Here is a 22,988-nt window from a genome sequence, read left to right on the forward strand (position 1 = left end):
GTCGAAGCGTATGTCGCGCGACGACCTTCAGGCACAGCTGAGGGCACGGCGGGCCGAGCTCGAGCGCCAGGTGCGGTCGACTCGTGCGCAAATTGACCAGGTCAACGAGCGGATAGAGGCTCGCGCCGGGCGCAACCTGTTCCTGGCGACGGTCTTCGGCCTCGCACTCGGCCTGGTCATGATCGCGAGCCTGATCTTCGTGAAGGCCATCTTCGTGGTGTTCTGCGGGATCGTCGTTGCGTTCACCACCTTCGAGCTCGTGCGGGCGCTCAGCGAGAGCGGCAGACGCATCGACATTATCCCTGCGGTGCTCTCCGGCCTCGGAGTCGTGGCAGTGAGCTTCCTCGCAGAGCCCGCGTGGCGCTGGATAAGCCTCGCGGCGGCAGTGCTCTTCATCGTCGTGTGGCGGTTGATCGCGCTTCTCTTCGAGAAGGATAAACGAGCGCCTGGCAGCGTTCTGCGCGACCTCGTCACCGGAATTCTCGTCCAGCTCTACGTTCCCTTCCTCGCGAGCTTCGCGGTCGTCCTCGTCGCCCAGCCCGAGGGGCAGTGGTGGACGCTCGCGTTCCTGATCCTCGTGATCTCGGTCGACATCGGTGCGTACGCAAGCGGGCTCTCGTTTGGTAAGCACCCGATGGCGCCGAAGATCAGCCCGAAGAAAACCTGGGAAGGATTTGCCGGTGCAGGCGTCGCCGCCGTGGTCGCCGGCACCCTGCTCGCTATCTTCATGCTGCACGTCCCCTGGTGGGTCGGTGTGATCTTCGGGCTTGCCCTTCTCGGCACAGCGACGCTCGGTGACCTGACAGAGTCGCTGATCAAGCGGGACATCGGCATCAAGGACATCAGTTCCTGGTTGCCAGGGCACGGAGGATTCCTCGACCGGATCGACTCCATGCTTCCGTCAGCACCGCTCGCGCTTCTGATGTACACGCTCTTCAGCGTGACCGGTATTACGGCATAGTGCTCACAGGTTATGCATGCGGGCACCGGTGCTGAGAGGATGAACGGGTGAGCACGACTTTTCCTCAGGCTGCCAAGCGCACAAAGGGCTATAAGCCTTCCCAGGTCGATGCATTTCTTGCGACGGCCAGAGAGGCTTATGACGCGGATGAGCAGGACGGCGGGGCGCTGACCGCCGCCGACATCAGACATACGTCTTTCTCCCTGGTGCGCGGCGGTTACTCCACGAGCCACGTCGACGCGGCGCTCGAGAGGCTCGAGGACGCTTTTGCGCTCCGCGAGAGGGAGCGCGCCCTGGCCACAGAGGGGAAGGGCGCGTGGCTCAGCGCAGCGCGAGAGACAGCGCAGGTGATCCTCAACCGCATCACGCGTGAGCCGGGACATCGGTTCCAGCGCACGAGCGCCCTCGCCCAGGGCTACAACGTCGACGATGTCGACGCTCTGTGTGACGCGTTGACCGAGTACTTCGAGCGCGGCGTGCCGTTCAACACCGACGCCGTGAGGACCGCCGTGTTCCGAGCGCAGCGGGGCGGATACCGCGAAGCACAGGTCGATCTGCTGCTCGACAGCGTGGTCGATGTGATGCTCGCTGTTCGGTGAATCGGGATTCAAACTCGCGGTGAGCGGTGTTCTGGGCTAAAATCGAAAAATCGTGGCTAAACATCCTGTGAAACTCGAGTCCTCTGTACCTGCTCCCCGAGTCGGGCGGGCGTTCGAGAGACCCCGGTCCCGCAGCCCGTTCACGCTGTTCTTCTTCTCCTTTGTCGCCGCGGTTTCGGTTGTGGCTGTGAACGTGGTTGACCCGTACTCAGGAGCAACGGCGTCGCCATACTTCCAGGTCGCTGACCGGTATGACGGTGAGAGCACCCAGACCCTCGCAGTCGCTGGCGCGTACGAGACCACCTTCACGCGCGACGGGTACCAGTTCGTCGCCGCGCCCATCCCTGAGCCGGTCGTCGTCGAAGAACCCGAGGCCAAGCCGGATGCGAAGGCGACAACGCCGGGCAAGACGCCGCCTGCAGCGCTTCCGAAGGTCAACGCTGACCCCGGATCGGCGCAGGCCATCGCCCACGACATGGTGCTTGCCCGCGGTTGGGGCGAAGATCAGTTCTCCTGCCTCGTTGCCCTGTGGAAGAAAGAGTCGGGCTGGCGTGTGAACGCAGAGAACAAGTCCAGCGGTGCGTATGGCATCCCCCAGGCCCTGCCGGGAAGCAAGATGGCCAGCGCTGGTAGCGACTGGAGGACGAACCCGGCGACCCAGATCACCTGGGGCCTCGGATACATCACTGGCCGCTATGGCACCCCGTGCGGTGCGTGGGGTCACTCGCAGGCCAAGGGCTGGTACTAGCCGCAACGCCCGCCGATCGGCGGGCGCAGTGTCTAGGCTGAACCCATGCCACGAAGCAACCGTCCGAAGCGACGGCCCGGCGGTGCGCCCTCGGGTGACGGCGGTTCCCTCGAACACCTGCTTTCCGGGTGGAAGCGAACGGAGTCCCGTCGGGGGCGCGAGTTCTTTGTCCAGCCCGTCAGCGCTGAACGCGCTGTCAAGGAGTACATCTGCCCGGGCTGCGGGCTTGGTATCGCGGCATCAGTGCCGCACCTCGTCATCTGGCGCGCCGACGGCGTCCTTGGGGACGAGGCTGACCTCGCAGCGCGGCGGCACTGGCACAATCACTGCTGGCGAATCGGCTGAACGGAACCCATGACCCGAATTGAGGTGCGCGGCGGCACGCTCCTGCCCGCTGTGCGTGAAGAGATCACACTCACGACCGATGATGGGCTCACGCTCGTCGGTGAGCTCGCTGTCCCCGCCGACCGGCCTCCGGTCGCGACGCTCGTCACGCTCCACCCGCTGCCGACCGCAGGCGGCTTCATGGACTCCCATATCCTGCGCAAGGCCGCGGCTCGACTTCCCGCCATGGCAGACCTCGCTGTGCTCCGATTCAACACGCGGGGCACCAGCTCTGACCGGGGGACGAGTGAGGGCGAATTCGGCGACGGCGTCGCCGAGGAGCTGGACCTCAAGGCGGCAATGGACTTCGTCGCCGCGCGGTCACTGCCGCGGCCGTGGCTCGTCGGCTGGTCATTCGGAACCGAGATCATCATCAAATACGGCAGGCAGCATCCGGTCGAAGGCGTCATTCTGTTGTCGCCGCCGCTCCACCGGGCCACGCAGGCGGAGCTTGACGCCTGGCGAGACGATCCCCGCACCCTGATCGCCGTCATCCCTGAATTCGACGACTATCTCCGCCCCGACGAGGCAAGAACGCGGTTTTCGGCCCTCCCTGACGCCAGGCTGATCGCCGTTGATGGCGGGAAGCACCTCTGGGTCGGCGAGACACAAACCCGCCGCGTGCTTACCGAGATCGTCGCCGCGGTGAACCCGGCAGCGCTCCCACTGCCGGACGACTGGGACGTCGACGACGCCTGACCGCGCACCGGAGCGTTTCGGGCGGAGAATCGTCGGGTCCGGCCGACTCTCGAGCGTCGACAGCCGCATTTGCCTCCCGAAACGACAGGGAGGCCCCACGGCATTGAGTGGTGCGACGGATGCCGGTGGTCGGCACAGTTCCTGGGCCACGGCTGCTGCGTCCCGGTTTCGGCAGCCGGGTCAGTGTCGCGCCGTGTGGTTTCGGGCGGAGAATCGTCGGGTCCGGCCATCTCTCGAGCGTCGACAGCCGCATTTGCCTCCCGAAACGACAGGGAGGACCCACGGGACCGAAACGACAGGGAAGGCCCACGGCGTTGAGCGGTGCGACGGATGCCGGTGGTCGGCGCCCTGCCGCACCGTGCCGCCGGGCCGGCGCCCGGACGCCGGGTGCTGGGTCACAGCTCGTTCTGCCTGGGGATGACCACCTGTTTGATGATGAGCAGTATCGATGCCGCCGTCGGGATGGCGATGAGGGCGCCGAGAAGTCCGAGCAGCGATCCGCCGGCGAGTGCGGCGATCACGACGACGGCGCCTGGAACGCTGACGGCACGCCTCATGATGTTCGGGCTGAGGATGTACGCCTCGACCTGCATATAGATGAGGTAGTAGATGGCGGCAACGAGCGCGGTGAGCGGTGAACCGAGACCCGGGATCAGGCAGACGAGCGTGATGATGATCGAGCCGGTCAGGGTACCAACGAGCGGGATCATCGAGAAGAAGAATGCGACGCACGCGAGCACCGGCGGGAATGGTCCCTTGATAATCGACAGGAAGATGAAGGTCAGGATGCCGCTGCACGCGGCGATTCCCACCTGCCCGATAACGTAGCGTCCCACCGAGTCGGTGATCTGCTCGGCGAGGTCGGCGAAACGCTCACGCTTGGTCGCCGGAACCAGCTGGTAGAGGCCCCGCTTGATTGCCGGGAGGGATGCCGTGAAGTAAATCGTCAGGATGAGGATGATGAGGGCCCCGAAGAGCCCGCTCCCGATGGCGACGGCGAACTTAATGGCGCCACTGCCGATGTTGGTGATGTTCTCGGTCAGGAAACCACCGGCGTCCGTGATGATCTTCTGGAAGTCAATGAACGGGAACTGCTCGGAGAGGTTGTCGACGAGCGGATACTCCTGGAACTGCGTCTGCAGGTCAGGAATGATTCTGATGAGCTCCGAGATCTGATCGACGATGATGGGGACGACCATCCACACCAGGCCGGCGAAGAGCGCGAGCAAACCGACGATGACGACGATCAGCGCACTCCAGCGAGGGACCCTCTTCTTCTCCAGCCAGGTGATGATCGGATCGAGTCCGAGTGCGATGAAAATCGCTGCACCGATGTACGTGAGAATCGTCTGCAGCGTGACGATCGAGAGGATGATGAGTACACCGAGACCGACGCCGAGGGTGCCGATAAGGCCGAACCGGAACGGGTTCTGAATCTTCACGTGGGTACCATCGCGGTGAACATTTCATCATCGTAGTGGTCGGGCACCGACGTGTGCGATGCCCACGGCGCTGCTAGGTCCCTCTCAGGGATCTCGGCTAGTCTGAAACGTCTGTGCCTGTTGCTTCCGGCCCGATGATGACCATAATTCGAGCGAAAATGCCCGTGCGGTAGCAGCAGAGAAGGAGATTTAGTGCGATTCGTACTCGCTATTCTGGCGTTCGTGGTTGCCGCGACAATGATTGTGCTCGGCATTGCCCAGCGCACCGTGTTCCTCGGCCCGTCAACCTACGGCATCGAGACCAGTGTCGACAGCGACCTTCCCTACACCGTGATTGACGGAGAAGTCCTCGTTTCCGAGGAAGGCCAGCAGTCGCTGACGGTCTCCGGCAGCGACACTGTTTTCGTGTCGTACGGCAGGACCGCCGACGTACTCGCCTGGCTCGGAGACGCCTCGTACAACGAACTCACCCTTGACGAAGAGAGCGGTGAGCTCGTCGACGCGGTTGTCGAGCCGGAGCCCGCTGACACGCCACAGGACGAAGCCGGTGAGCTCACCCCCGAGCAGGTCACCGCGCAGATGGCGCTCGACGACCCACGCGGTTCCGATCTCTGGCTGGCTGAGCACTCGGAAGAAGGTGCTGTCGTCACGACCATCAACGTTCCGGAAGACATCAGCGTGCTGATCGCCTCGAACGGAACAGACCCTGCCCCGTCGAATGTCGGTATTTCCTGGCCGCTGGATAACGCGACCCCGTGGGCCGGCCCCCTCATTGCCGGCGGCATCCTCCTCCTGATCGCCGGTCTCGTTCTGTACCTGCTCGGTATCCACCAGATGCGGAAGAGCCGTGGGCCTCGCCGAAAGGGCATCACGGCCGGACCCGGAATGGAGAAAATGCCCAAGGTGCCGAAGCCTTCGCGCTACAAGTCAGACAAGAGGCACGGAAGCGTCCCCCGCCGACAGCGCGCGCCGAAGAGGACAATGGTCGCGCTCATTCCTGTCGCGCTCGTCTCCTCCCTCGCGCTCAGCGGTTGCTCCGCCGGGTACTGGCCGGATTTCTCCAGCGACGAGACGCCGTCGGCCACACCGACGGAGGGCGAACTCGAGCTCGAGGCTGACGACCAGCCGGCCCCCGCCGTGACGACGCCCCAGCTTGAGCGCATCACAGCCCGTATCTCGACCGTCGCGTCCGAGGCAGATGAGGCGCTCAACGCGGACCTCGCCGCCACCCGATTCGTGGGGCCTGCGCTCGACGAACGTAAAGCGAACTACCTGATTCGTGCCAAGATCCCGGAGTACGCACCGGCACCGTCGATTCCCTCTTCGCCGGGCGGACTCACCCTGCCCCAGGCAACGGACACCTGGCCACGCACGGTCATGACCGTGGTTCAGGACGAAGCGAACCCGACGGCGGCTCCGACCGCGGTCGTTCTCGTGCAGGCGAGCCCGCGCGAGAACTACCACGTCGAATACGCCGTGCGCCTCGAGCCGCAGGCACAAATCCCAGAGGTTGCACCCGCGACGATCGGCGCTGCCCAGCTGCCGCCGGACTCCGCGTTCCTCCTCCTGCCGCCGAACGAGCTGGCCGCGGCATACGCCGACATCATCACCAATGGAGACAACAGCGAGTTTGCGCCCCTGTTCAGCGGTGACGCGGACACACTCAGGGGAGTGATTGCCGCTGACCGCGAGGCCAAGAAGTCCGCTCTCCCGACGACGGCATCCATCGAGTTTTCCGTCGCTGCGGGCAACGCCCCAGCCGTTGCGCTCGCGACCAACGACTCGGGAGCTCTCGTCTCCGTCGACATTGCCGAGAACGAGATTGTCAAACCGCTCGAGGTCGGTGCCAAGATAAAAACGACCGGCGCGGTATCTGCGCTGAGTGGAATCACAGAAACGGAGAAGGGCGTGCAATCGACCTACGGTGATCAGCTTTTGTTCTACGTGCCCCCGGCCGGGAGCACCGATCAGATCAGGTTGCTCGGCTTCAGCCAGAGCCTGACCGCCGCGGTGCAGCTGCCGTGAGCGGGGTCCAGCCAGGGCCGTCGCCCCTCAACAGTGCAGCACTCCGCGGCGCGGTCGACCTGTCGAGCCTCGTGAACCGTCCGGCACCAGGAGCCGCGGCGCCGGCAGCACCAGGTGCTCCCGGCGCGGCACAGGGTGACGGGGGCGGCGTGAACGTACCCGCTCTCGTTCTCGACGGTACCGACGAGAACTTCGCCCAGTTCCTCGAGATCTCGCAGCAGGTTCCCGTAATCGTCGACCTGTGGGCCGAATGGTGCGGGCCGTGCAAACAGCTGTCGCCGGTGCTGGAGAAGCTCACCGCCGAGTACGGAGGACGACTCCTTCTCGTCAAGGTTGACGTTGACGCGAACCCGCAGCTGGCGCAGGCGTTCCAGGCGCAGTCGATCCCGGCCGTTGTCGCCCTCATCGGTGGCCGCCCGTTGCAGCTCTTCACCGGGGCCATTCCCGAACAGCAGGTCCGCGCCATCTTCGAGCAGGTGCTCCAGGCGGCAGAACAGACGGGCGTCAACGCCGTCGCTGTTGCTGCCGGCGAACCGGTTGAAGAGGCCGAACCCGTTGAGCCGCCGCTTCCCCCTCTGCACGCCGAAGCGTACGACGCCATCGAGGCGGGGGACTACCCGCGCGCAATGGCCGCATACTCGAAGGCGATCGCCCAGAACCCCCTCGACAAGATGGCGGTGGCAGGACTGGCTCAGGTCAGCCTGCTCCACCGGCTCAACGGCAAGACCATCGAGTCGATCCGCTCCGCGGCCGCCGCGAAACCCAACGACCTCGACGCGCAGCTCGATGTGGCCGACCTTGACCTCTCCGGAGGCCACGTCGAGGATGCCTTCGACCGGCTCCTCACCCTCTTCGAGGCAGCGGGACCCGAGGATCGCACGGTCATTCGTACGCGGTTGCTCGACCTGTTCGAGGTCGTCGGCGTCACGGACCCCCGGGTCGGACGGGCGCGGGCGCGCCTGACAAACCTGCTCTACTGAGCCGGCTCCGAGCCAGCTTCACCGAGAACACCCGTTCCGGTCGAATACACCCGTTATAACGGGTGTTCTCGACCGGAACGGGTGTTTTCGCGAGGGGACGGCGGTTGTGGCGTGGGGCCGCACACCACGCGGGGCAGCGCACGGGCCGGCGGACGAGACGTGTGACCTCAGCGCGAGCGCATCAGTTCCGGTCGAGAACATCCCGCGGAAGTGGTGCTTTCGACCGGAAGTGATGCTCTCGCGGCACGGCGGGCCCGACGACCGCGTGGCACGCCGGGCCCAACGAGAACGCGCCCCGCGCCGGTCACGGGGACCAGCGCGAGGCGCGATGCAGGGGTGCTGAGCGGCCTAGCGGCGAAGACGCAGCCAGATGCTCCCCAGCGGGGGCAGAGTCACCTCGGCGGAGGCGGGACGCCCGGCCCACGGTGTGTCCGTGGCCGTGACGGAACCCATGTTGCCGACTCCAGAGCCACCGAAGACTGTGGCATCCGTGTTGAGCAGTTCTTCCCACTCGCCGGCTTCTGGCAGACCGACCCGGTACGGGCCGACAGGTGCGCCGGAGAAGTTCAGCAGCACGGCAATGGCGTTGCCATCGTGATCGCGGCGGAGGAACGACAGCACGCTGTGCTCGGCGTCGCCCCCGTCGATGAGCTCGAACCCTTCCGGGTCGCTGTCGCGCGCCCAGAGGGCCGGGTTCTCCTTGTAGACGGCGTTGAGCTGTCCGACGAGGTTGAACAGGCCCTGGTGGGCTGGCTGGTCCAGGATCCACCAGTCGAGACCGCGTGCCTCAGACCATTCGGACGGCTGACCGAACTCCTGGCCCATGAACAGCAGCTGCTTGCCGGGGTGCGCCCACATGAAGGCGAGGAACACGCGAACGTTGGCCAGTTTCTGCCAGTGGTCTCCCGGCATCCGTGTCAGGAGTGATCCCTTGCCGTGCACGACCTCGTCGTGGCTGATCGGCAGGAGGAAGTTCTCGCTGAACGCGTAGACGAAGGTGAAGGTCAGTTCGCCATGGTGGTACTGGCGATACATCGGGTCTTCCTTCATGTACTGGAGGGTGTCGTTCATCCAGCCCATGTTCCACTTGATGCCGAAGCCCAGTCCGCCAGACGACGTCGGCCTGGTAACTCCGGGCCAGCTCGTCGACTCCTCGGCGATCATCACGATGCCTGGGTTGCGCTTGTACGCTGTCGCGTTCGCCTCCTGGAGCAGGCTGATGGCGTGGAGGTTCTCCCGGCCGCCGTGCTCATTGGGCACCCACTGGCCCTCTTCCCTCGAGTAGTCGAGGTAGAGCATCGATGCAACCGCGTCGACGCGAAGACCGTCGACGTGGAACTCCTCCAGCCAGTACAGCGCGTTGGCAACAAGGAAGTTGCGCACCTGGCTGTCGCCGAAGTTGAAGATGTACGTGCCCCAGTCCTTGTGCTCGCCGAGGCGCGGGTCTGAGTGCTCGTAAAGGGCCTGGCCGTCGAAACGGCCGAGCGCCCACTCGTCGGTGGCGAAGTGCCCTGGAACCCAGTCCATGAGCACGCCGATGCCGGCCTGGTGCAGCTGGTCGATCAGGTACTTGAGGTCGTCGGGGTGGCCGAAGCGGCTCGTCGGCGCGTAGTACCCGCTGATCTGGTAGCCCCACGAGCCGCCGTACGGGTGCTCAGCGAGCGGCATGAACTCCACGTGCGTGTAGCCGAGCGCGCGGATGTACTCGATCAGCGGCTCGGCAACCTCGCGGTAGCCGAGGCCAGGGCGCCACGATCCGAGGTGCATCTCGTAGATGCTCATCGGCCCGTCCTGCGGGTTGGTGCCCGCGCGACGCTCGAGCCACGCTGAGTCGTTCCAGGTGTGCGTGGATTCACCGACGACGGATGCCGTGAGCGGCGGGATCTCCGTGAACCTGGCCATCGGGTCGGCGCGCTGCACCCACTCGCCATTCGCGGTCAGGATCTCGAACTTGTACTTCGCGCCGGCGGCCACATCTGGAACGAAAAGCTCCCAGACGCCGGTCGGCCCCATGGTCCGCATGGCATGGGACAGGCCGTGCCAGCCGTTGAACTCGCCGATCACACGGACCGCACGAGCGTGCGGTGCCCACACGGTGAACGCTGTTCCCTCGACGGGGTCGCCGTAGGCGGAATGGGTCGTGAGGCGGGCGCCGAGCGCGTGCCACAGCTCCTCGTGCCTGCCCTCACCGATGAGGTGAAGGTCGAGTTCACCGATCGTCGGCGGGAAACGATACGGGTCGTCTGACGTCCAGGGTTCGCCGTCCTCGTACGTTGCGCGCACGCGGTAGTCGACGAAACCGTGAGCGTGAGTACCTGACCAGATGCCGCCGTAGAGGTGCTCGAGCTGCACCTCTTCTCCGGCGGAGAGGATGGCGGTGACCGACGAAGCGAACGGTCGGAGCACGCGGATGACCGACTCGGCTCCGAACGTGTGCTGTCCGAGGACCGCGTGCGGGTCGGGGTAAGCACCGGCGGCGACAGCCTCGAGGACAGCGGTCTCGGGGACCGGAACCGGCGTGGCAGCCGGTGTCACGGCATCCGCCCTGGGCGGCACGACATCAGCGGCCGGGGGAGTGACAGTGCCGGAAACGGCATCCGTCTTCGGGGCGGCATCCGTCGGGGTGTCCGCGTCCGCGGGCTCCTGGGTCAGCGGCTTCTGGATCGCCGGCTCCTGGGTCGCGGGCTTCTGGGTCGCGGGCTCGCGGGGAGCAGCCTCCAGGGGCGCGGGCTCCGGGGTGGCGGGGGTCGCCGTCGCCGGACGCGCGGGGGTGACGGGCGTGACCGGCGACGCCGAACGCTCGGGCGTTACCGGTGCTGCGGGCGTGACCGGCGCTGCCGGCGTCCTGGGTGTTACCGGGGGTACCGGCGTCTTCGGTGTCGGCGTATTTGGGTCTGTCACTTGTTGAGCTCCTCAACGTGGAAGATGTGTACCGGTTCGACAAAGGCATCGAGCCGGACGAAGTTGTCGGTTCCCCACTCCCAGGCGTTGCCCGTGATGAGGTCCGTGACACGGTACGGCGTTCCCGGCGCGATGCCGAATGCCGTCGTGTCGAGGTGAACCATGGTCTCCCGCACCGAGTGCGGATCGACGTTGGCAACGACGAGGATCGTGTCAGGGGCACCGGTCGGTGTGAATGCACCGTCGAGGTGCTTGCTGTACACGAGGATGGAGTCGTCGTTGCTCGCGTGCAGGGTGAGGTTCCGCAGCTGCTGCAGCGCAGGGTGCGCCCGGCGGATCTTGTTCAGCATCCCGATGTAGACCGAGAGCGACTTTCCGGCCGCGTCGGCAGCGGCGAAGTCACGAGGCTTGTACTCGTACTTCTCGTTGTCGATGTTCTCCTCTGAGCCGGGACGGGCGACGTTCTCGAACAGCTCGAATCCGGAGTAGACGCCCCAGGTCGGAGCGGCGGTCGCCGCGAGGGCGGCACGGATGGTGAACGCGGCCGGTCCGCCGAACTGGAGGTACTCGGTGAGGATGTCGGGCGTGTTCACGAAGAGGTTGGGGCGGAGGAAGTCGGCGGTCTCGCTGGAGATGCTCGTGAAGAATTCCTCGAGCTCTTCCTTCGTGTTGCGCCAGGTGAAGTAGGTGTAGCTCTGCTGGAACCCGACGCGGGCAAGAGCCTGCATCATCGCCGGGCGGGTGAAGGCCTCCGCGAGGAAGACGACATCCGGGCTTTCTGCGTTCACGGTCCCGATCAGCCACTCCCAGAACTCGACGGGCTTGGTGTGGGGGTTGTCGACGCGGAAGATTTTCACGCCGAGCGAAATCCAGTAACGGACGATGCGGAGGACTTCGGCGCGGATGCCCTCGGGGTCGTTGTCGAAGTTGACCGGGTAGATGTCCTGGTACTTCTTCGGCGGGTTCTCCGCGTACGCGATGGAGCCGTCCGGCAGGGTCGTGAACCACTCGGGGTGAGTGGTCACCCAGGGGTGGTCGGGCGAGGCCTGGAGGGCGAGGTCAATAGCGATCTCGAGCTTGTGCCGCGCTGCCTGCTTGATGAACCAGGTGAAGTCGTCGACGGTGCCGAGGTCGGGGTGGATGGCGTCGTGTCCGCCCGCGGGCGATCCGATGGCCCATGGCGAACCCGGGTCGTGCTCACCGGGGGTGAGGGAGTTGTTGGGGCCCTTGCGGAATGACGTGCCGATGGGGTGGATCGGGGGCAGGTATACGACGTCGAAGCCCATGTCTGCGACGGGTCCGAGGCGTTTCGCGGCGGTCCGGAACGTGCCCGACTGCCACGAGCCGTCCGCGCGCTGCTTCGCGCCTTCCGAACGGGGGAAGAACTCGTACCAGGCGCCGAGTCCGGCCCTGGCGCGTTCCACCCGGATCTCGGCGGTCTCTGATTCGCTCGCGATGCCGCTGATCGGGCGAACGCTGACGATGCGCTCGATCTCGGGGTCGGAGAGCACGGCGAACCGCGCGGCGTCATCGATCGAGGTGTCGAGCAGGAGCTCAGCCGCCGTGGCGAGTGCATCGCGCTCACGTACCGGGCGGTTTTTGTCCTTTGCGGCGCCGACGAGGAGCTCGGCACCCATGGTGTACATGAGCTCGACGTCGATGCCTGCGGGAATCTTGATCTCAGCGTTGTGCTGCCATGTTGCCCACTCATCGGCGTATGCACGCACGCGGAACGTCCACGTTCCCTGCGAGGTGACCTGCGCGAGTGCGGAGTAGTCGTCGAGTCCGACGGTTATGAGCTGCATCGGATGCCGTGTCGTGCGCCCGGAAGGATCGGTGAGCAACAGCTCCACCCCGATGCTGTCGTGACCCTCGCGGAATGCCGTTGCCTGGAACGGAATGACCTCACCGACGAAGCCTCGTGCGGGCCACCGGCCACAGGAGACGACGGGTGAGATGCCGAGAACGGGGATGCGACCGATTCGGGACACGGGAGCTATGGATTTAATGTCTGCTGCAGTCGGGGCTGTCGCCGCCGCCGCGCTGGATGCTTTCTTCGCCACCCACCGACCGTACCGCGAATACACGATCGACGAGGAGCCTTGACCAAACCGTCACAAGCTAATACGGCCTACTGCTAACGCCCGAAGTGCTCGCTCACCTAGGCTGAAACGCGTGAAGGCCATTCGACGATTTACTGTACGCCCCGCACTCCCTGAGCGGCTCGCCGCACTCGAGGCGCTCGTAGGGAATCTACGCTGGGCGTGGCATCTGCCGACGCAACAGCTGTTCTCTGAAATTTCACCCGGCGCGTGGCGGGACTACCAGCACGATCCGATGAGCCTGTTCGGCGAGATCGGGCAGGAGCGAATCGACGCACTCGCTGCCGACGACGCGTTCGTGCACCGGGCAAACACGCTCAGGGATGACCTCGATCGGTACCTGCACGAGCCGCGCTGGTACCAGGGCATCGAGGGAGAGAAGCCCGGGCTGATCGCATACTTCTCACCGGAGTACGGCATCGCCGCCGCGCTGCCGCAGTACTCGGGCGGACTCGGCATCCTCGCGGGTGACCACCTCAAGAGCGCCTCCGACCTCGGCGTCCCGCTCGTTGCCGTCGGACTCTTTTACCGCGCCGGTTACTTCAGCCAGTCGCTGTCGCCCGACGGCTGGCAGCAGGAGACGTATCCGGTTCTCGATCCGGACGGACTCCCGCTCCGGGTGCTGCGCCAGCCAGACTCGAGCCCCGTCGTGATCACCCTGAGCCTCCCCGACGATCGCGTCCTGAGCGCTCGGGTCTGGGTCGCTGCGGTCGGACGGGTGACACTGCTGCTGCTCGACACCGACATTCCCGAGAACACCGACGACCTCAGCCGGGTGACCGACCGCCTGTACGGCGGTTCAGAAGAGCACAGGCTGCAGCAGGAGCTCCTCCTGGGTATCGGCGGGGTGCGCGCTATTCGAGCCTGGACGGAGCAGACCGGAGTCGGTCAGCCCGATGTCTTCCACAGCAACGAGGGGCACGCCGGTTTCCTCGGGCTCGAGCGCATCGGCGACCTGATCCGTGGCGGGCTCAGCTTCGACGAAGCCCTCCAGAGCGTTCGGGCCGGAACCATCTTCACCACTCATACCCCTGTCCCTGCCGGCATCGACAGGTTCTCGGCCGACCTGGTGAGGCGCTACTTCGACGCCGATCTTCTCCCCGGCGTATCGGTCGACGACATCCTCGCGCTCGGAAGCGAAACCGGTGCTCCCGGCGGCGCGTTCAACATGGCCGTCATGGGTCTTCGCCTCGGGCAGCGCGCCAACGGGGTGTCGAAGCTGCACGGCAAGGTGAGCCGCGGCATGTTCTCGTCGCTCTGGCCCGGATTCGACCCGGAGGATGTCCCGATCACATCGATCACCAACGGTGTCCACGCCCCCAGCTGGACGTCACCCGAGCTCACGGCGCTCGCCGAGGCCACCTGGGGTAACCCGGAAACCGCGCACGCCGACTGGACCAGTCCCCAGCTGTCGACCGCGGCCCTGTGGGAAACCCGCAACGTCATGAGAGCGGAACTCGTCGCCGACGCCCGACGCCGGGTGATCAGGGCGTGGAACGAGCAGAACCCGGGAGGGCTCGCACCGAACTGGCTCTCAACGATCCTCAACCCCGATGTCCTCACTATCGGTTTTGCGCGGCGCGTTCCGACCTATAAGCGGCTCACCCTCATGCTCCACGACACCGACAGGCTGAAGCGGCTCCTCACCGACCCCGACCGCCCGGTTCAGATCGTCATCGCCGGCAAGTCTCACCCGGCAGACGAAGAGGGAAAACGGCTGATCCAGAAGGTGGTCGAATTTGCGAGCGACCCCGAGGTCCGCCAGCGCATAGTATTCCTGCCCGACTACGACATCTCGATGGCGCAAAAGCTCTATCCAGGCACGGACATCTGGCTCAACAATCCGCTTCGGCCCTTCGAAGCATGCGGGACGAGCGGGATGAAGGCGGCGCTCAACGGAACGCTCAACCTGTCGATCCTCGACGGCTGGTGGGATGAGTTCTTCGACGGGGAGAACGGCTGGGCGATTCCTTCCGCCGCCACAACGGATCCGGTCGAGCGGGACCGGCTCGAGGCAAACGCCATGTACGAATTGATCGAGCACCAGATCGCCCCGCTGTTCTACGAGAGGAACGAGTCGGGAGACCCCGAGCGCTGGCTCGGGCATGTCAGGCACACCCTCGCCACCCTGTCTCCGCAACTCACCGCGGACCGGATGGTGCGACAGTACGTGACCGAGCTCTACGTTCCCGCGTATTCAAGCCAGGCCGTTCTTCGCCACGACGGCTATCGTGCCGCTCGTGCGCTGGCCGAGTGGAAACGACGCGTTCGAGCGGCGTGGCCCGACGTCGCCATCGTTCACGTGGAATCCGGTGGGCTCGACGCGACACCCCAGGTGGGCGATGAGCTGCGGCTTCGTGCGACGGTTCGCCTCGGCACGCTCTCACCGGATGACGTCGCCGTACAGGTCGTCTACGGGCAGAGCAAAACGGGGGACGACGAGCTCCACGACACCCGCACGCGAGACCTGGAGATCGAGATCGACCCGGACAGGCCCGCTGACCAGTCGGACGGCACCAGCCTCTTCACGGGCTCGGTGCAGCTCAGGCGGCCAGGCGGGTTTGGGTACAGTGTCCGGATCGTGCCGAAGAACGAGCTGCTCGCCAGCCCCGCAGAACTCGGCTTGATCAGTACCGCCAGCTAGCTCCTGGCGATCGCCCGGAGCTCACCGTCGGTGACCGCGACGAGGTCGCCCGGGGTGAGCTCGATGTCGAAGCCTCGCCTGCCACCCGAGACGAAAACCGTCTCGTGGGTGGCGGCCGCGGTGTCGATCACCGTGACGAGTCGCGACTTCTGGCCGATCGGACTGATTCCGCCGACGACGTAACCGGTCTTGCGTTCGGCGAGGCGGGGATCCGCCATCACGGCTTTCTTGCCCCCGACCGCCGCGGCGAGTGCTTTGAGGTCGAGCTGGGCAGCGACGGGAACGACGGCGACGACGAGAGAACCGTCGACCTCGGCGAGGAGCGTCTTGAAAACCCGCGTCGGCGGAACCCCGAGCGCGGTGGCCGCTTCGAGGCCGTACCCGGTGGCTGCGGGGTCATGAGCGTACGGATGAGGCGTGAAAGGGATGCCTCTGGCCAGGAGCGTCGCGGTCGCGGGCGTCTGTGCCGATTTCTCCTTGCGGGCCACGGTGTCTCCTTGCGTCAGCATCTCCGGGTGTCAGTGTCTCCCGGCCATTGTCTCCGGCGCCAGTGTCTGCGTCAGTCGCGTCTTTCGTCGCTCACTTCGCCGCCGTCATCGGAGACCGCCAGGAACAGTTGCATCGATGTTGGGGCTATCTCGATTCTGTCCCCTGGCGCCGAGCTGACGGCATCCGTCACCGGTGTTTCATCGTTGCTTCGCCAGAGAAGTTCATACCGTGCGACCTCCGGATGCCGGGGGAGTGTCACCGTCGTGCCGTCCTCGACCCCGTGGATGATCAGGAGAATCCGGTTGAAGTCTTCGAACTCCGGCGTGGAGGACGCCACGTACTGCAGGGTGCGGTTGCGTGCGCTCTCCCAGTCGTCGGCGCTCATGGTGTTGCCGGACGCGTCGTACCAGTCCATCTGGTTCGCACTCGGAATCACCTCTCCTGAGCGTCCGAATCGGGTCGGCCGCAGGGCCGGATTCTGCCGCCTGAGTTCGATGAGTCTCTTCGAGTGAGCGAACAGGTTGCGCTGCCAGCCGTCGACGGGAGAGCCGAGCCAGGTCAGCTCGGAGTCGTGGCAGTACGCGTTGTTGTTTCCCCGCTGGGTACGCCCGAATTCGTCACCGGCCGTGATCATGGGGATGCCGGCCGAGAGCAGCAGGGTGCCGAGCAGGTTGCGCATGGCCTTCCTGCGGGTGGAGAGAATCGTCACGTCGGCCGTCGGGCCCTCGGCGCCGTGGTTGAACGACCGGTTGTTGTCCGTCCCGTCGCGGTTCGATTCGCCGTTGCCGATGTTGTGCTTGATGTCGTACGACACGAGGTCGGCGAGGGTGAACCCGTCGTGGGCGGTGATGAAGTTGACGGACGCGAGCGGTCCGCGGTCGGGTGAGAAGGTGTTGCTTGACCCCGCGAGTCGCGTCGCGAAGCCGCCGATGCCGACCGGCGCCTGGCTCGCCCTCCGTGCGTAATCGATGTCGGAGAGCCAGAAGTTCCGGGCGCGGTCACGGTACCTGTCGTTCCACTCGCTCCAGCCGCGGGGAAAGTGCCCCGTCTGCCAGCCGCCGGCGCCGACATCCCACGGCTCGGCGATCATCTTCACCCCGGCGAGGGCCGGGTCGGTGATGATGTCGTTGAGCAGTTCGGAGTGAGCGGAGAACTCGTGGTTCGCCTCCCGCCCGAGTGTCACGGCGAGGTCGAACCGGAAGCCGTCGATCTGGAGGTCGTTCGCCCAGTACTTGAGCGAGTCGAGCACCAGCTGGCGCGCGGCGGGATGTGCGGTGTTCACGCTGTTGCCGCAGCCCGTCACATCGATATAGGTGCCGTCGGCGGTCTGCCGGTAGTACGCGTCGTTGTCGATTCCGCGAAGGCTCGTTGTCGGACCCTTCCTGCCCTCCTCAGCCGTGTGGTTGTACACAACGTCGAGGATGACCTCGATACCGGCCTCGTGCAGAAGCCTGACCATGCCCTTGAACTCACGGAGAATGGCATCCGGACCTTCAGCCTGTGCCGCCTTGGACGCGTATGGCGGATGCGGGGTGAAGAAGTTGAGGGTGTTGTAGCCCCAGTAGTTGACGAGGCCCTGCCTGACGAGCCGTTGCTCCGAGGTGAACGCGTGGACGGGGAGGAGCTCGACACTCGTGACGCCGAGGTCCTTCAGGTACCCGATCGTCGCCGGGTGGGCGATGCCGGCATAGCTTCCGCGAAGGTGCTCGGGTATCGAGGTGTTGAGCTTGGAGATGCCCCGGGCGTGCGCTTCGTAGATCACCGTGGCGTCGAGGGGGACCTTCGGTTTTTCGACTCCGCCCCAGTCGAAGGTGCCGTCAACCACGACGGACTGGTATTGACCGGGAGCGATCCGGACGAGGCCCTTCGAGTATGGCTCGATGAGAAGCGTTGAGGGGTCGAAGGCGTGAGTCGGACCCTCTGGGCCTGCGGCGCGAACCGCGTATCGCGTGCCGACTTTCAGCGATCGCGTCCGAACCGACCACACATCGGAGTCTCCGCGTTCGAGGGGCAGAGTCTTCGTGACCCAGGTGGGATCCTTGGGATCGAACAGCACGAGCTCGAGCTGCTGGGCGGAGGCGGACCACACCCTGAGCTCTCCACCGTGCGAGGTCAGGTGCACTCCGAGGGAGCGCGGTGCGCCGGCAGAAGTCATGCGATCTAGAGTAGTTGGGTACGGGTTTCGTACGTGAATCGTCACCGGGAGGGAGAACCCATGGTTGTCTACCTCGACCACGCGGCGACGACGCCGATGCTCCCCGAGGCCATCGACGCATACACGGATGCCATGCGCCAGGTCGGTAATCCTGCCTCCATTCACTCGCAGGGACAGTCCGCGAAACAGATGCTCGAGGAAGCCAGGGAAGTCATCGCGCGATCGCTGGGCTGCGACCCGATCGAGGTCGTGCTGACCTCGGGCGGCACTGAGTCCATCAACCTCGCGCTCAAGGGCATTTACTGGAAGCGCAACGCCGACGCGCAACGCCCGGTCATTCTCGCCCCCGGCGGCGAGCACCACGCCACCATCGACACGCTGGAGTGGCTCCAGGCGCACGAGGGTGCGTCGATCGAGTGGCTTCCGCTCGACGAAAACGGCTGGCTCTCACCCGACGTCGTCGAGCGTGCGCTCGCCGAACACGGTGACCGGGTCGCCCTCCTCACCCTGCTCTGGGCGAACAACGAGGTGGGGACCATTCAGCCCGTCACCGAGATCGCGACGCTCGCTGCGGCATCCGGAGTGCCGATGCACGTCGACGCCGTCGCGGCATACGGATACCTGCCCGTGGACTTCGGAGCGGTTCGGCGCGCGTCAGGCAGCACCGGCGACACCGGACTCGTGGCGCTGAGTGTCTCAGCGCACAAGATCGGCGGCCCTGTCGGCATTGGCGCCCTCGTCGTTTCGCGCTCGGCGCACGTTGAACCGCTGCTGCACGGCGGGGGTCAGCAGCGCCAGGTCCGTTCCGGGACCCAGGATGTCGCGGGCGCTGTGTCGTTTGCCGTTGCGGCCCGCGCGGCCGGCGAGCGTCTCGCCAGCGAAGCTGATCGTCTTACGGCGCTGCGCGACCGGCTCATCGCCGGCATCCTCGACGCTGTCCCGTCGGCGAAGCTCAACGGGCCGACCGGGCAAGGACGGCTGCCGGGCAACGCGCACTTCGCCTTCCCGGGATGCGAGGGCGACTCGCTGCTCTTCCTTCTCGACATGGCCGGGGTCTCGGTCTCGACCGGATCAGCGTGCCAGGCGGGAATCCCCGAACCGTCACACGTCCTGAGGGCCATGGGGCGCGACGAACTCGAGGCTCGGGGCGCAATCCGGGTTACGCTCGGGCACTCGACGACCGAAGCGGACGTCGATGCCCTCCTCGCCGCCATCCCCGCGGCGTACGCCCAGGCCGCGCGCGCCGGACTGGCCGACCGGAAGACCGTGCTCGGCGCATAGGCCCGACCCGCTGCCTTGCAGGGAACCGCGTCTGGGCAGCCCGACAGGCCCTATCCAGTCGAGGGCGCGTAGACTGTTCCGGTGAAGGTTTTAGCAGCTATGTCAGGCGGGGTGGACTCCGCGGTCGCCGCAGCGCGTGCGGTCGAAGCGGGTCACGAGGTCGTCGGCGTGCACCTGGCACTGAGCCGGATGCCCGGTACGCTGCGCACCGGGAGCCGCGGGTGCTGCACCATCGAAGACTCGATGGACGCACAGAGGGCCGCGAACATCATTGGCATCCCGTACTACGTGTGGGACTTTTCCGAGCGGTTCAAGCTCGATGTCGTCGACGATTTCATCGCCGAGTACACGGCAGGCCGGACCCCGAACCCCTGCATGCGGTGCAACGAGAAGATCAAGTTCGCCGCCCTGCTGGAGAAGGCTCTCGACCTGGGCTTCGACGCGGTCTGCACCGGCCACTACGCCACGATCGTGATGGATGCCGACGGCAACCCTGAACTTCACCGCGCGAGCGCGTGGGCGAAGGACCAGAGCTACGTGCTCGGCGTGCTTACCGCCGAGCAGATCGCACACTCGATGTTCCCCCTCGGCGCTACGCCGTCCAAGGCGGAGGTTCGAGCCGAGGCTGCCGCGCGGGGATTCAGCGTGGCGAACAAGCCGGACAGCCACGACATCTGCTTCATCCCCGACGGCGACACCCGTGGCTGGCTCGCCGATCGCGTCGGTGCCGAGAAGGGCGCGATCCTGGACCGGAACGGATCAGTCGTCGGCTCGCACGAGGGCGCACAGGCGTTCACCGTCGGCCAGCGTCGCGGACTCAACCTCGGCGTACCAGACCCGGGCGGTCGACCGCGCTTCGTGCTCGAGGTTCGGCCGAAGACCAACGAGGTTGTCGTCGGGCCGAAGGAGGCTCTGGCCATCGGTGAGATCGCCGGGTCGCGGTTCACCTGGGCAGGACGCGCTCCCGAGCACCCCGACCTGGCATTCGAGTGCGACGTGCAGATCCGCGCGCACGCAGACCCGGTGCCAGCCGTCGCCGTCGTGCAGCCGAACGCCGAGACCGGCGAGCCCGAGCTGATGATCCGCCCGCACACCCCGCTCGACGGTGTCGCGCCAGGACAGACCGCTGTCGTCTATGTGGGTACCCGCGTGCTCGGGCAGTGCACCATCGACCGCACGGTGAGCGCGGTTCCGGCCGACGCCTGAACCGTCGCGCAGCGAGGTGCGGGCTGCGCCTCGCTGTAGCGCGCAACCCCTCCGCCGGTGTCTGTGCCTGTCCCTAGACTGGTTGGGTGACAGAAAGCATCGAGACGCAGGGCACACGCGACGACCTTGAGACGGCAGCGGCTGAAGCCGCCGACCTGACCACACGCATCCTCGAACTCCGCGACGCCTACTATGAGCGAGACACCTCGCTCGTGTCCGACGCCGAGTACGACGCCATGATGCACAGGCTCGAGCAGCTCGAGCATCTCTTCCCCGAGCTGCAAACGCAGGACAGCCCGACCCAGACCGTCGGCGGTCGCGCGCAGGCGTCGCTCTTCGATCCGGTCACCCACGTGGAACGGATGCTGAGCCTTGACAACGTCTTCTCGGCCGATGAACTCCGCGCGTGGAGCGAGCGGGTTGAGCGCGCGTCAGGCCGGAAGGTCCACTACCTCACCGAGCTCAAGATCGACGGCCTCGCCGTCAACCTGCGCTACGAGCGCGGTCGGCTCGTGAGCGCCGCGACCCGCGGTGACGGCGTCGTCGGCGAAGACGTCACCGAGAACGTCGCCGCAATCTCCTCCATCCCCGAGCGCCTCAGCGGAACCGGGCATCCAGACCTGGTCGAGATCCGCGGCGAGATCTTCTTTCCCGTCGAATCGTTCCGTGAACTCAATGAACTGCAGCTCGCCGCTGGCGAGAAGGTCTTCGCCAATCCCCGCAATGCAGCGAGCGGCAGCCTCCGGCAGAAGGCAGAGGGCAAGAACGCCGCCCAGCTCACGCTGATGAAGAACCGGCTGGGCCGGCTGCGGATGCTCGTTCACGGTGTCGGGGCGTGGCCGAACCCGCCCGTTGCCGCGCAGAGCGAGGTCTACGACCTCCTCGCGGGCTGGGGACTGCCGACCTCGACCCATTACCGGGTCTTCGACGACATCGACGGGGCCGTCGGCTTCATCGACTATTTCGGTGAGCACCGGTCGAGCGTCGAGCACGAGATCGACGGCATCGTCGTCAAGGTCGACGAGCTCGCGCTGCACGACGAACTCGGTGCGACGAGCAGGGCCCCGAGGTGGGCGACGGCGTACAAGTACCCGCCGGAGCAGGTCAACACGAAGCTACTCAACATCGTCGTCAGCGTCGGCAGAACAGGGCGGGCCACCCCGTTTGCACAGGTCGAGCCCGTGCGCGTTGCCGGCTCGACGGTGAGCCAGGCGACGCTGCACAACCAGGACGTGGTCAAGGCGAAGGGTGTGCTCATCGGCGACACCGTCGTGCTGCGCAAGGCGGGTGACGTGATCCCGGAGATCCTCGGCCCCGTCGTCGAACTGCGCGACGGCTCCGAGCGCGAGTTCGTGATGCCCGAGCGCTGTCCATCGTGCGACACCCCCCTCCGTCCGGCGAAGGAGGGCGATAAAGACCTCCGCTGCCCCAACTCCAGGTCGTGCCCGGCGCAGGTCAGGGGTCGGGTCGAACACGTCGGTTCCCGAGGTGCCCTCGACGTCGAGGGACTCGGAGAGGTTGCGGCTGCCGCGCTGACCCAGCCGCTCGAACCGACACGACCACCGCTCGCCGATGAAAACGGCGACGTCTCCGAAGCGCGATTGTTCGCGATGACCATCGCCGACCTGTTCCCAGTCGAGGTGACCGTGATCGACATCGAGACGGGACTGCCGAAGCTGACCGACGACGGTGCTGTGAAGCGGGTTACTCCGTTCCGCCGCCGCAGGGCGAAGAAAGACGGCCCGTTCGACCCCGACTCCGAGGTGTTCAACGGCGATGAGTTCTCCGTGCCGTCCAAGGGTGCACTCGAGTTGCTCGAGAACCTTGCAGCGTCCAGGACCAAACCGCTGTGGCGGATCCTCGTCGCCCTGAACATCCGGCACGTCGGCCCTGTCGCTGCCCGGGCTCTCGCGAACTACTTCGGGTCGCTCGACGCGATCCGCGCGGCGACCCGCGATGAACTGGCCGAGACTGAGGGTGTTGGCGGCATCATCGCCGACGCGGTCATCGACTGGTTCGAGGTCGACTGGCACAAGCAAATCGTCGAGGAGTGGCGAAGGGCAGGCGTCCAGTTCGCGACACCGGGGCACCCCGGCCCCGGCGCCGCTGGCAACGAAGACGGCGTCCTCGCCGGGCTCACAGTCGTGGCGACCGGGTCGCTCGAGGGCTTCACCCGAGAGGGCGCCCAGGAGGCGATCATCGCCGCCGGTGGCAAAGCGGCATCGAGTGTGTCGAAGAAGACGGACTTCGTCGCTGCAGGACCGGGCGCAGGGTCGAAGCTCGGCAGGGCCGAGGAACTAGGCCTCCGGATCATCGACGCTGAGCAGTTCGCCCTGCTGGTGTCGAAGGGACCCGCCGCACTCGACGAGTAA

At 66.0% G+C, this 22,988-nt stretch carries 16 protein-coding genes; 11 read left to right on the forward strand and 5 right to left on the reverse strand.

Features of this window, described 5'->3' with window-relative positions; genetic code table 11:
• Window positions 1-10: 10 nt before the first annotated feature.
• Genes AC1C2M_RS03115 through AC1C2M_RS03135 form a run of 5 tightly spaced genes read left to right on the forward strand, consistent with a single transcriptional unit; the run spans window position 11 to window position 3,391 of the window.
• On the forward strand, window positions 11-961 hold the full coding sequence (locus AC1C2M_RS03115) for a phosphatidate cytidylyltransferase (protein ID WP_495435210.1): 951 nt from the start codon (window positions 11-13) through the stop codon (window positions 959-961).
• 47 nt (window positions 962-1,008) lie between these two features.
• Window positions 1,009-1,560, forward strand: coding sequence for a DivIVA domain-containing protein (locus AC1C2M_RS03120; protein WP_495435211.1), 552 nt, complete (start codon window positions 1,009-1,011; stop codon window positions 1,558-1,560).
• 52 nt (window positions 1,561-1,612) lie between these two features.
• Window positions 1,613-2,308 (forward strand): aggregation-promoting factor C-terminal-like domain-containing protein, encoded by a 696-nt coding sequence (locus AC1C2M_RS03125; RefSeq protein ID WP_495435212.1) that lies wholly within the window; start codon window positions 1,613-1,615, stop codon window positions 2,306-2,308.
• Between the two features lie 45 nt (window positions 2,309-2,353).
• A complete protein-coding gene (locus AC1C2M_RS03130) occupies window positions 2,354-2,653 on the forward strand; it encodes an Rv1322 family protein (RefSeq protein ID WP_495435213.1) in 300 nt (99 codons plus the stop codon).
• A gap of 18 nt (window positions 2,654-2,671) precedes the next feature.
• A complete protein-coding gene (locus AC1C2M_RS03135; RefSeq protein WP_495435686.1) occupies window positions 2,672-3,391 on the forward strand; it encodes an alpha/beta hydrolase in 720 nt (239 codons plus the stop codon).
• Between the two features lie 395 nt (window positions 3,392-3,786).
• Here the strand turns inward: AC1C2M_RS03135 and AC1C2M_RS03140 are convergent, their stop codons facing one another.
• Window positions 3,787-4,833, reverse strand: a complete 1,047-nt coding sequence (locus tag AC1C2M_RS03140) for an AI-2E family transporter (protein WP_483404410.1) — start codon at window positions 4,831-4,833, stop codon at window positions 3,787-3,789.
• A 192-nt stretch (window positions 4,834-5,025) separates the two neighbouring features.
• Here AC1C2M_RS03140 and AC1C2M_RS03145 point away from each other — a divergent pair, with 192 nt between their 5' ends.
• The gene (locus AC1C2M_RS03145) at window positions 5,026-6,858 is read left to right on the forward strand and encodes a DUF8094 domain-containing protein (RefSeq protein WP_495435214.1); all 1,833 of its coding nucleotides are present in this window, start codon (window positions 5,026-5,028) and stop codon (window positions 6,856-6,858) included.
• Complete coding sequence (locus AC1C2M_RS03150) at window positions 6,855-7,838, forward strand: tetratricopeptide repeat protein (RefSeq protein WP_495434149.1); 984 nt, start codon at window positions 6,855-6,857, stop codon at window positions 7,836-7,838. Before AC1C2M_RS03145 ends, AC1C2M_RS03150 begins: the two co-directional genes overlap by 4 nt.
• A gap of 348 nt (window positions 7,839-8,186) precedes the next feature.
• Here the strand turns inward: AC1C2M_RS03150 and glgB are convergent, their stop codons facing one another.
• Complete coding sequence (gene glgB / locus AC1C2M_RS03155; RefSeq protein WP_495435687.1) at window positions 8,187-10,373, reverse strand: 1,4-alpha-glucan branching protein GlgB; 2,187 nt, start codon at window positions 10,371-10,373, stop codon at window positions 8,187-8,189.
• Window positions 10,374-10,735: 362 nt separating this feature from the next.
• Complete coding sequence (locus AC1C2M_RS03160) at window positions 10,736-12,730, reverse strand: alpha-1,4-glucan--maltose-1-phosphate maltosyltransferase (RefSeq protein ID WP_495435215.1); 1,995 nt, start codon at window positions 12,728-12,730, stop codon at window positions 10,736-10,738.
• Window positions 12,731-12,914: 184 nt separating this feature from the next.
• On the opposite strand from AC1C2M_RS03160, the gene glgP reads away from it, so the two are divergent.
• A complete protein-coding gene (gene glgP, locus AC1C2M_RS03165; protein WP_495435216.1) occupies window positions 12,915-15,485 on the forward strand; it encodes an alpha-glucan family phosphorylase in 2,571 nt (856 codons plus the stop codon).
• Here the strand turns inward: glgP and ybaK are convergent.
• Entirely contained in the window at window positions 15,482-15,973 is a 492-nt protein-coding gene (gene ybaK / locus AC1C2M_RS03170; protein ID WP_495435217.1) for a Cys-tRNA(Pro) deacylase, read from the reverse strand. The two genes, glgP and ybaK, sit on opposite strands and share 4 nt — an antisense overlap.
• Window positions 15,974-16,044: 71 nt before the next feature.
• The gene (gene glgX / locus AC1C2M_RS03175; protein WP_495435218.1) at window positions 16,045-18,129 is read right to left on the reverse strand and encodes a glycogen debranching protein GlgX; all 2,085 of its coding nucleotides are present in this window, start codon (window positions 18,127-18,129) and stop codon (window positions 16,045-16,047) included.
• Between the two features lie 60 nt (window positions 18,130-18,189).
• On the opposite strand from glgX, the gene AC1C2M_RS03180 reads away from it, so the two are divergent.
• From AC1C2M_RS03180 to ligA, 3 genes are all read left to right on the forward strand, one after another.
• Window positions 18,190-19,410 (forward strand): cysteine desulfurase family protein, encoded by a 1,221-nt coding sequence (locus tag AC1C2M_RS03180; protein ID WP_495435219.1) that lies wholly within the window; start codon window positions 18,190-18,192, stop codon window positions 19,408-19,410.
• 81 nt (window positions 19,411-19,491) lie between these two features.
• Window positions 19,492-20,616, forward strand: a complete 1,125-nt coding sequence (mnmA, locus tag AC1C2M_RS03185) for a tRNA 2-thiouridine(34) synthase MnmA (protein ID WP_495435220.1) — start codon at window positions 19,492-19,494, stop codon at window positions 20,614-20,616.
• A gap of 86 nt (window positions 20,617-20,702) precedes the next feature.
• Window positions 20,703-22,988: an NAD-dependent DNA ligase LigA gene (gene ligA / locus AC1C2M_RS03190; RefSeq protein ID WP_495435222.1), complete on the forward strand. Its 2,286-nt coding sequence runs from the start codon at window positions 20,703-20,705 to the stop codon at window positions 22,986-22,988.

Source organism: Mycetocola sp. Y444, from assembly GCF_059445295.1.

What these genes read in the sequence shown, in the direction of transcription:
- AC1C2M_RS03180 (WP_495435219.1), top strand. Translation starts at nt 18,190, where the DNA reads ATGGTTGTCTACCTCGACCACGCGGCGACGACGCCGATGCTCCCCGAG.
- AC1C2M_RS03115 (WP_495435210.1), top strand. Translation starts at nt 11, where the DNA reads ATGTCGCGCGACGACCTTCAGGCACAGCTGAGGGCACGGCGGGCCGAG.
- glgX (WP_495435218.1), bottom strand. Translation starts at nt 18,129, where the DNA reads ATGACTTCTGCCGGCGCACCGCGCTCCCTCGGAGTGCACCTGACCTCG.
- AC1C2M_RS03130 (WP_495435213.1), top strand. Translation starts at nt 2,354, where the DNA reads ATGCCACGAAGCAACCGTCCGAAGCGACGGCCCGGCGGTGCGCCCTCG.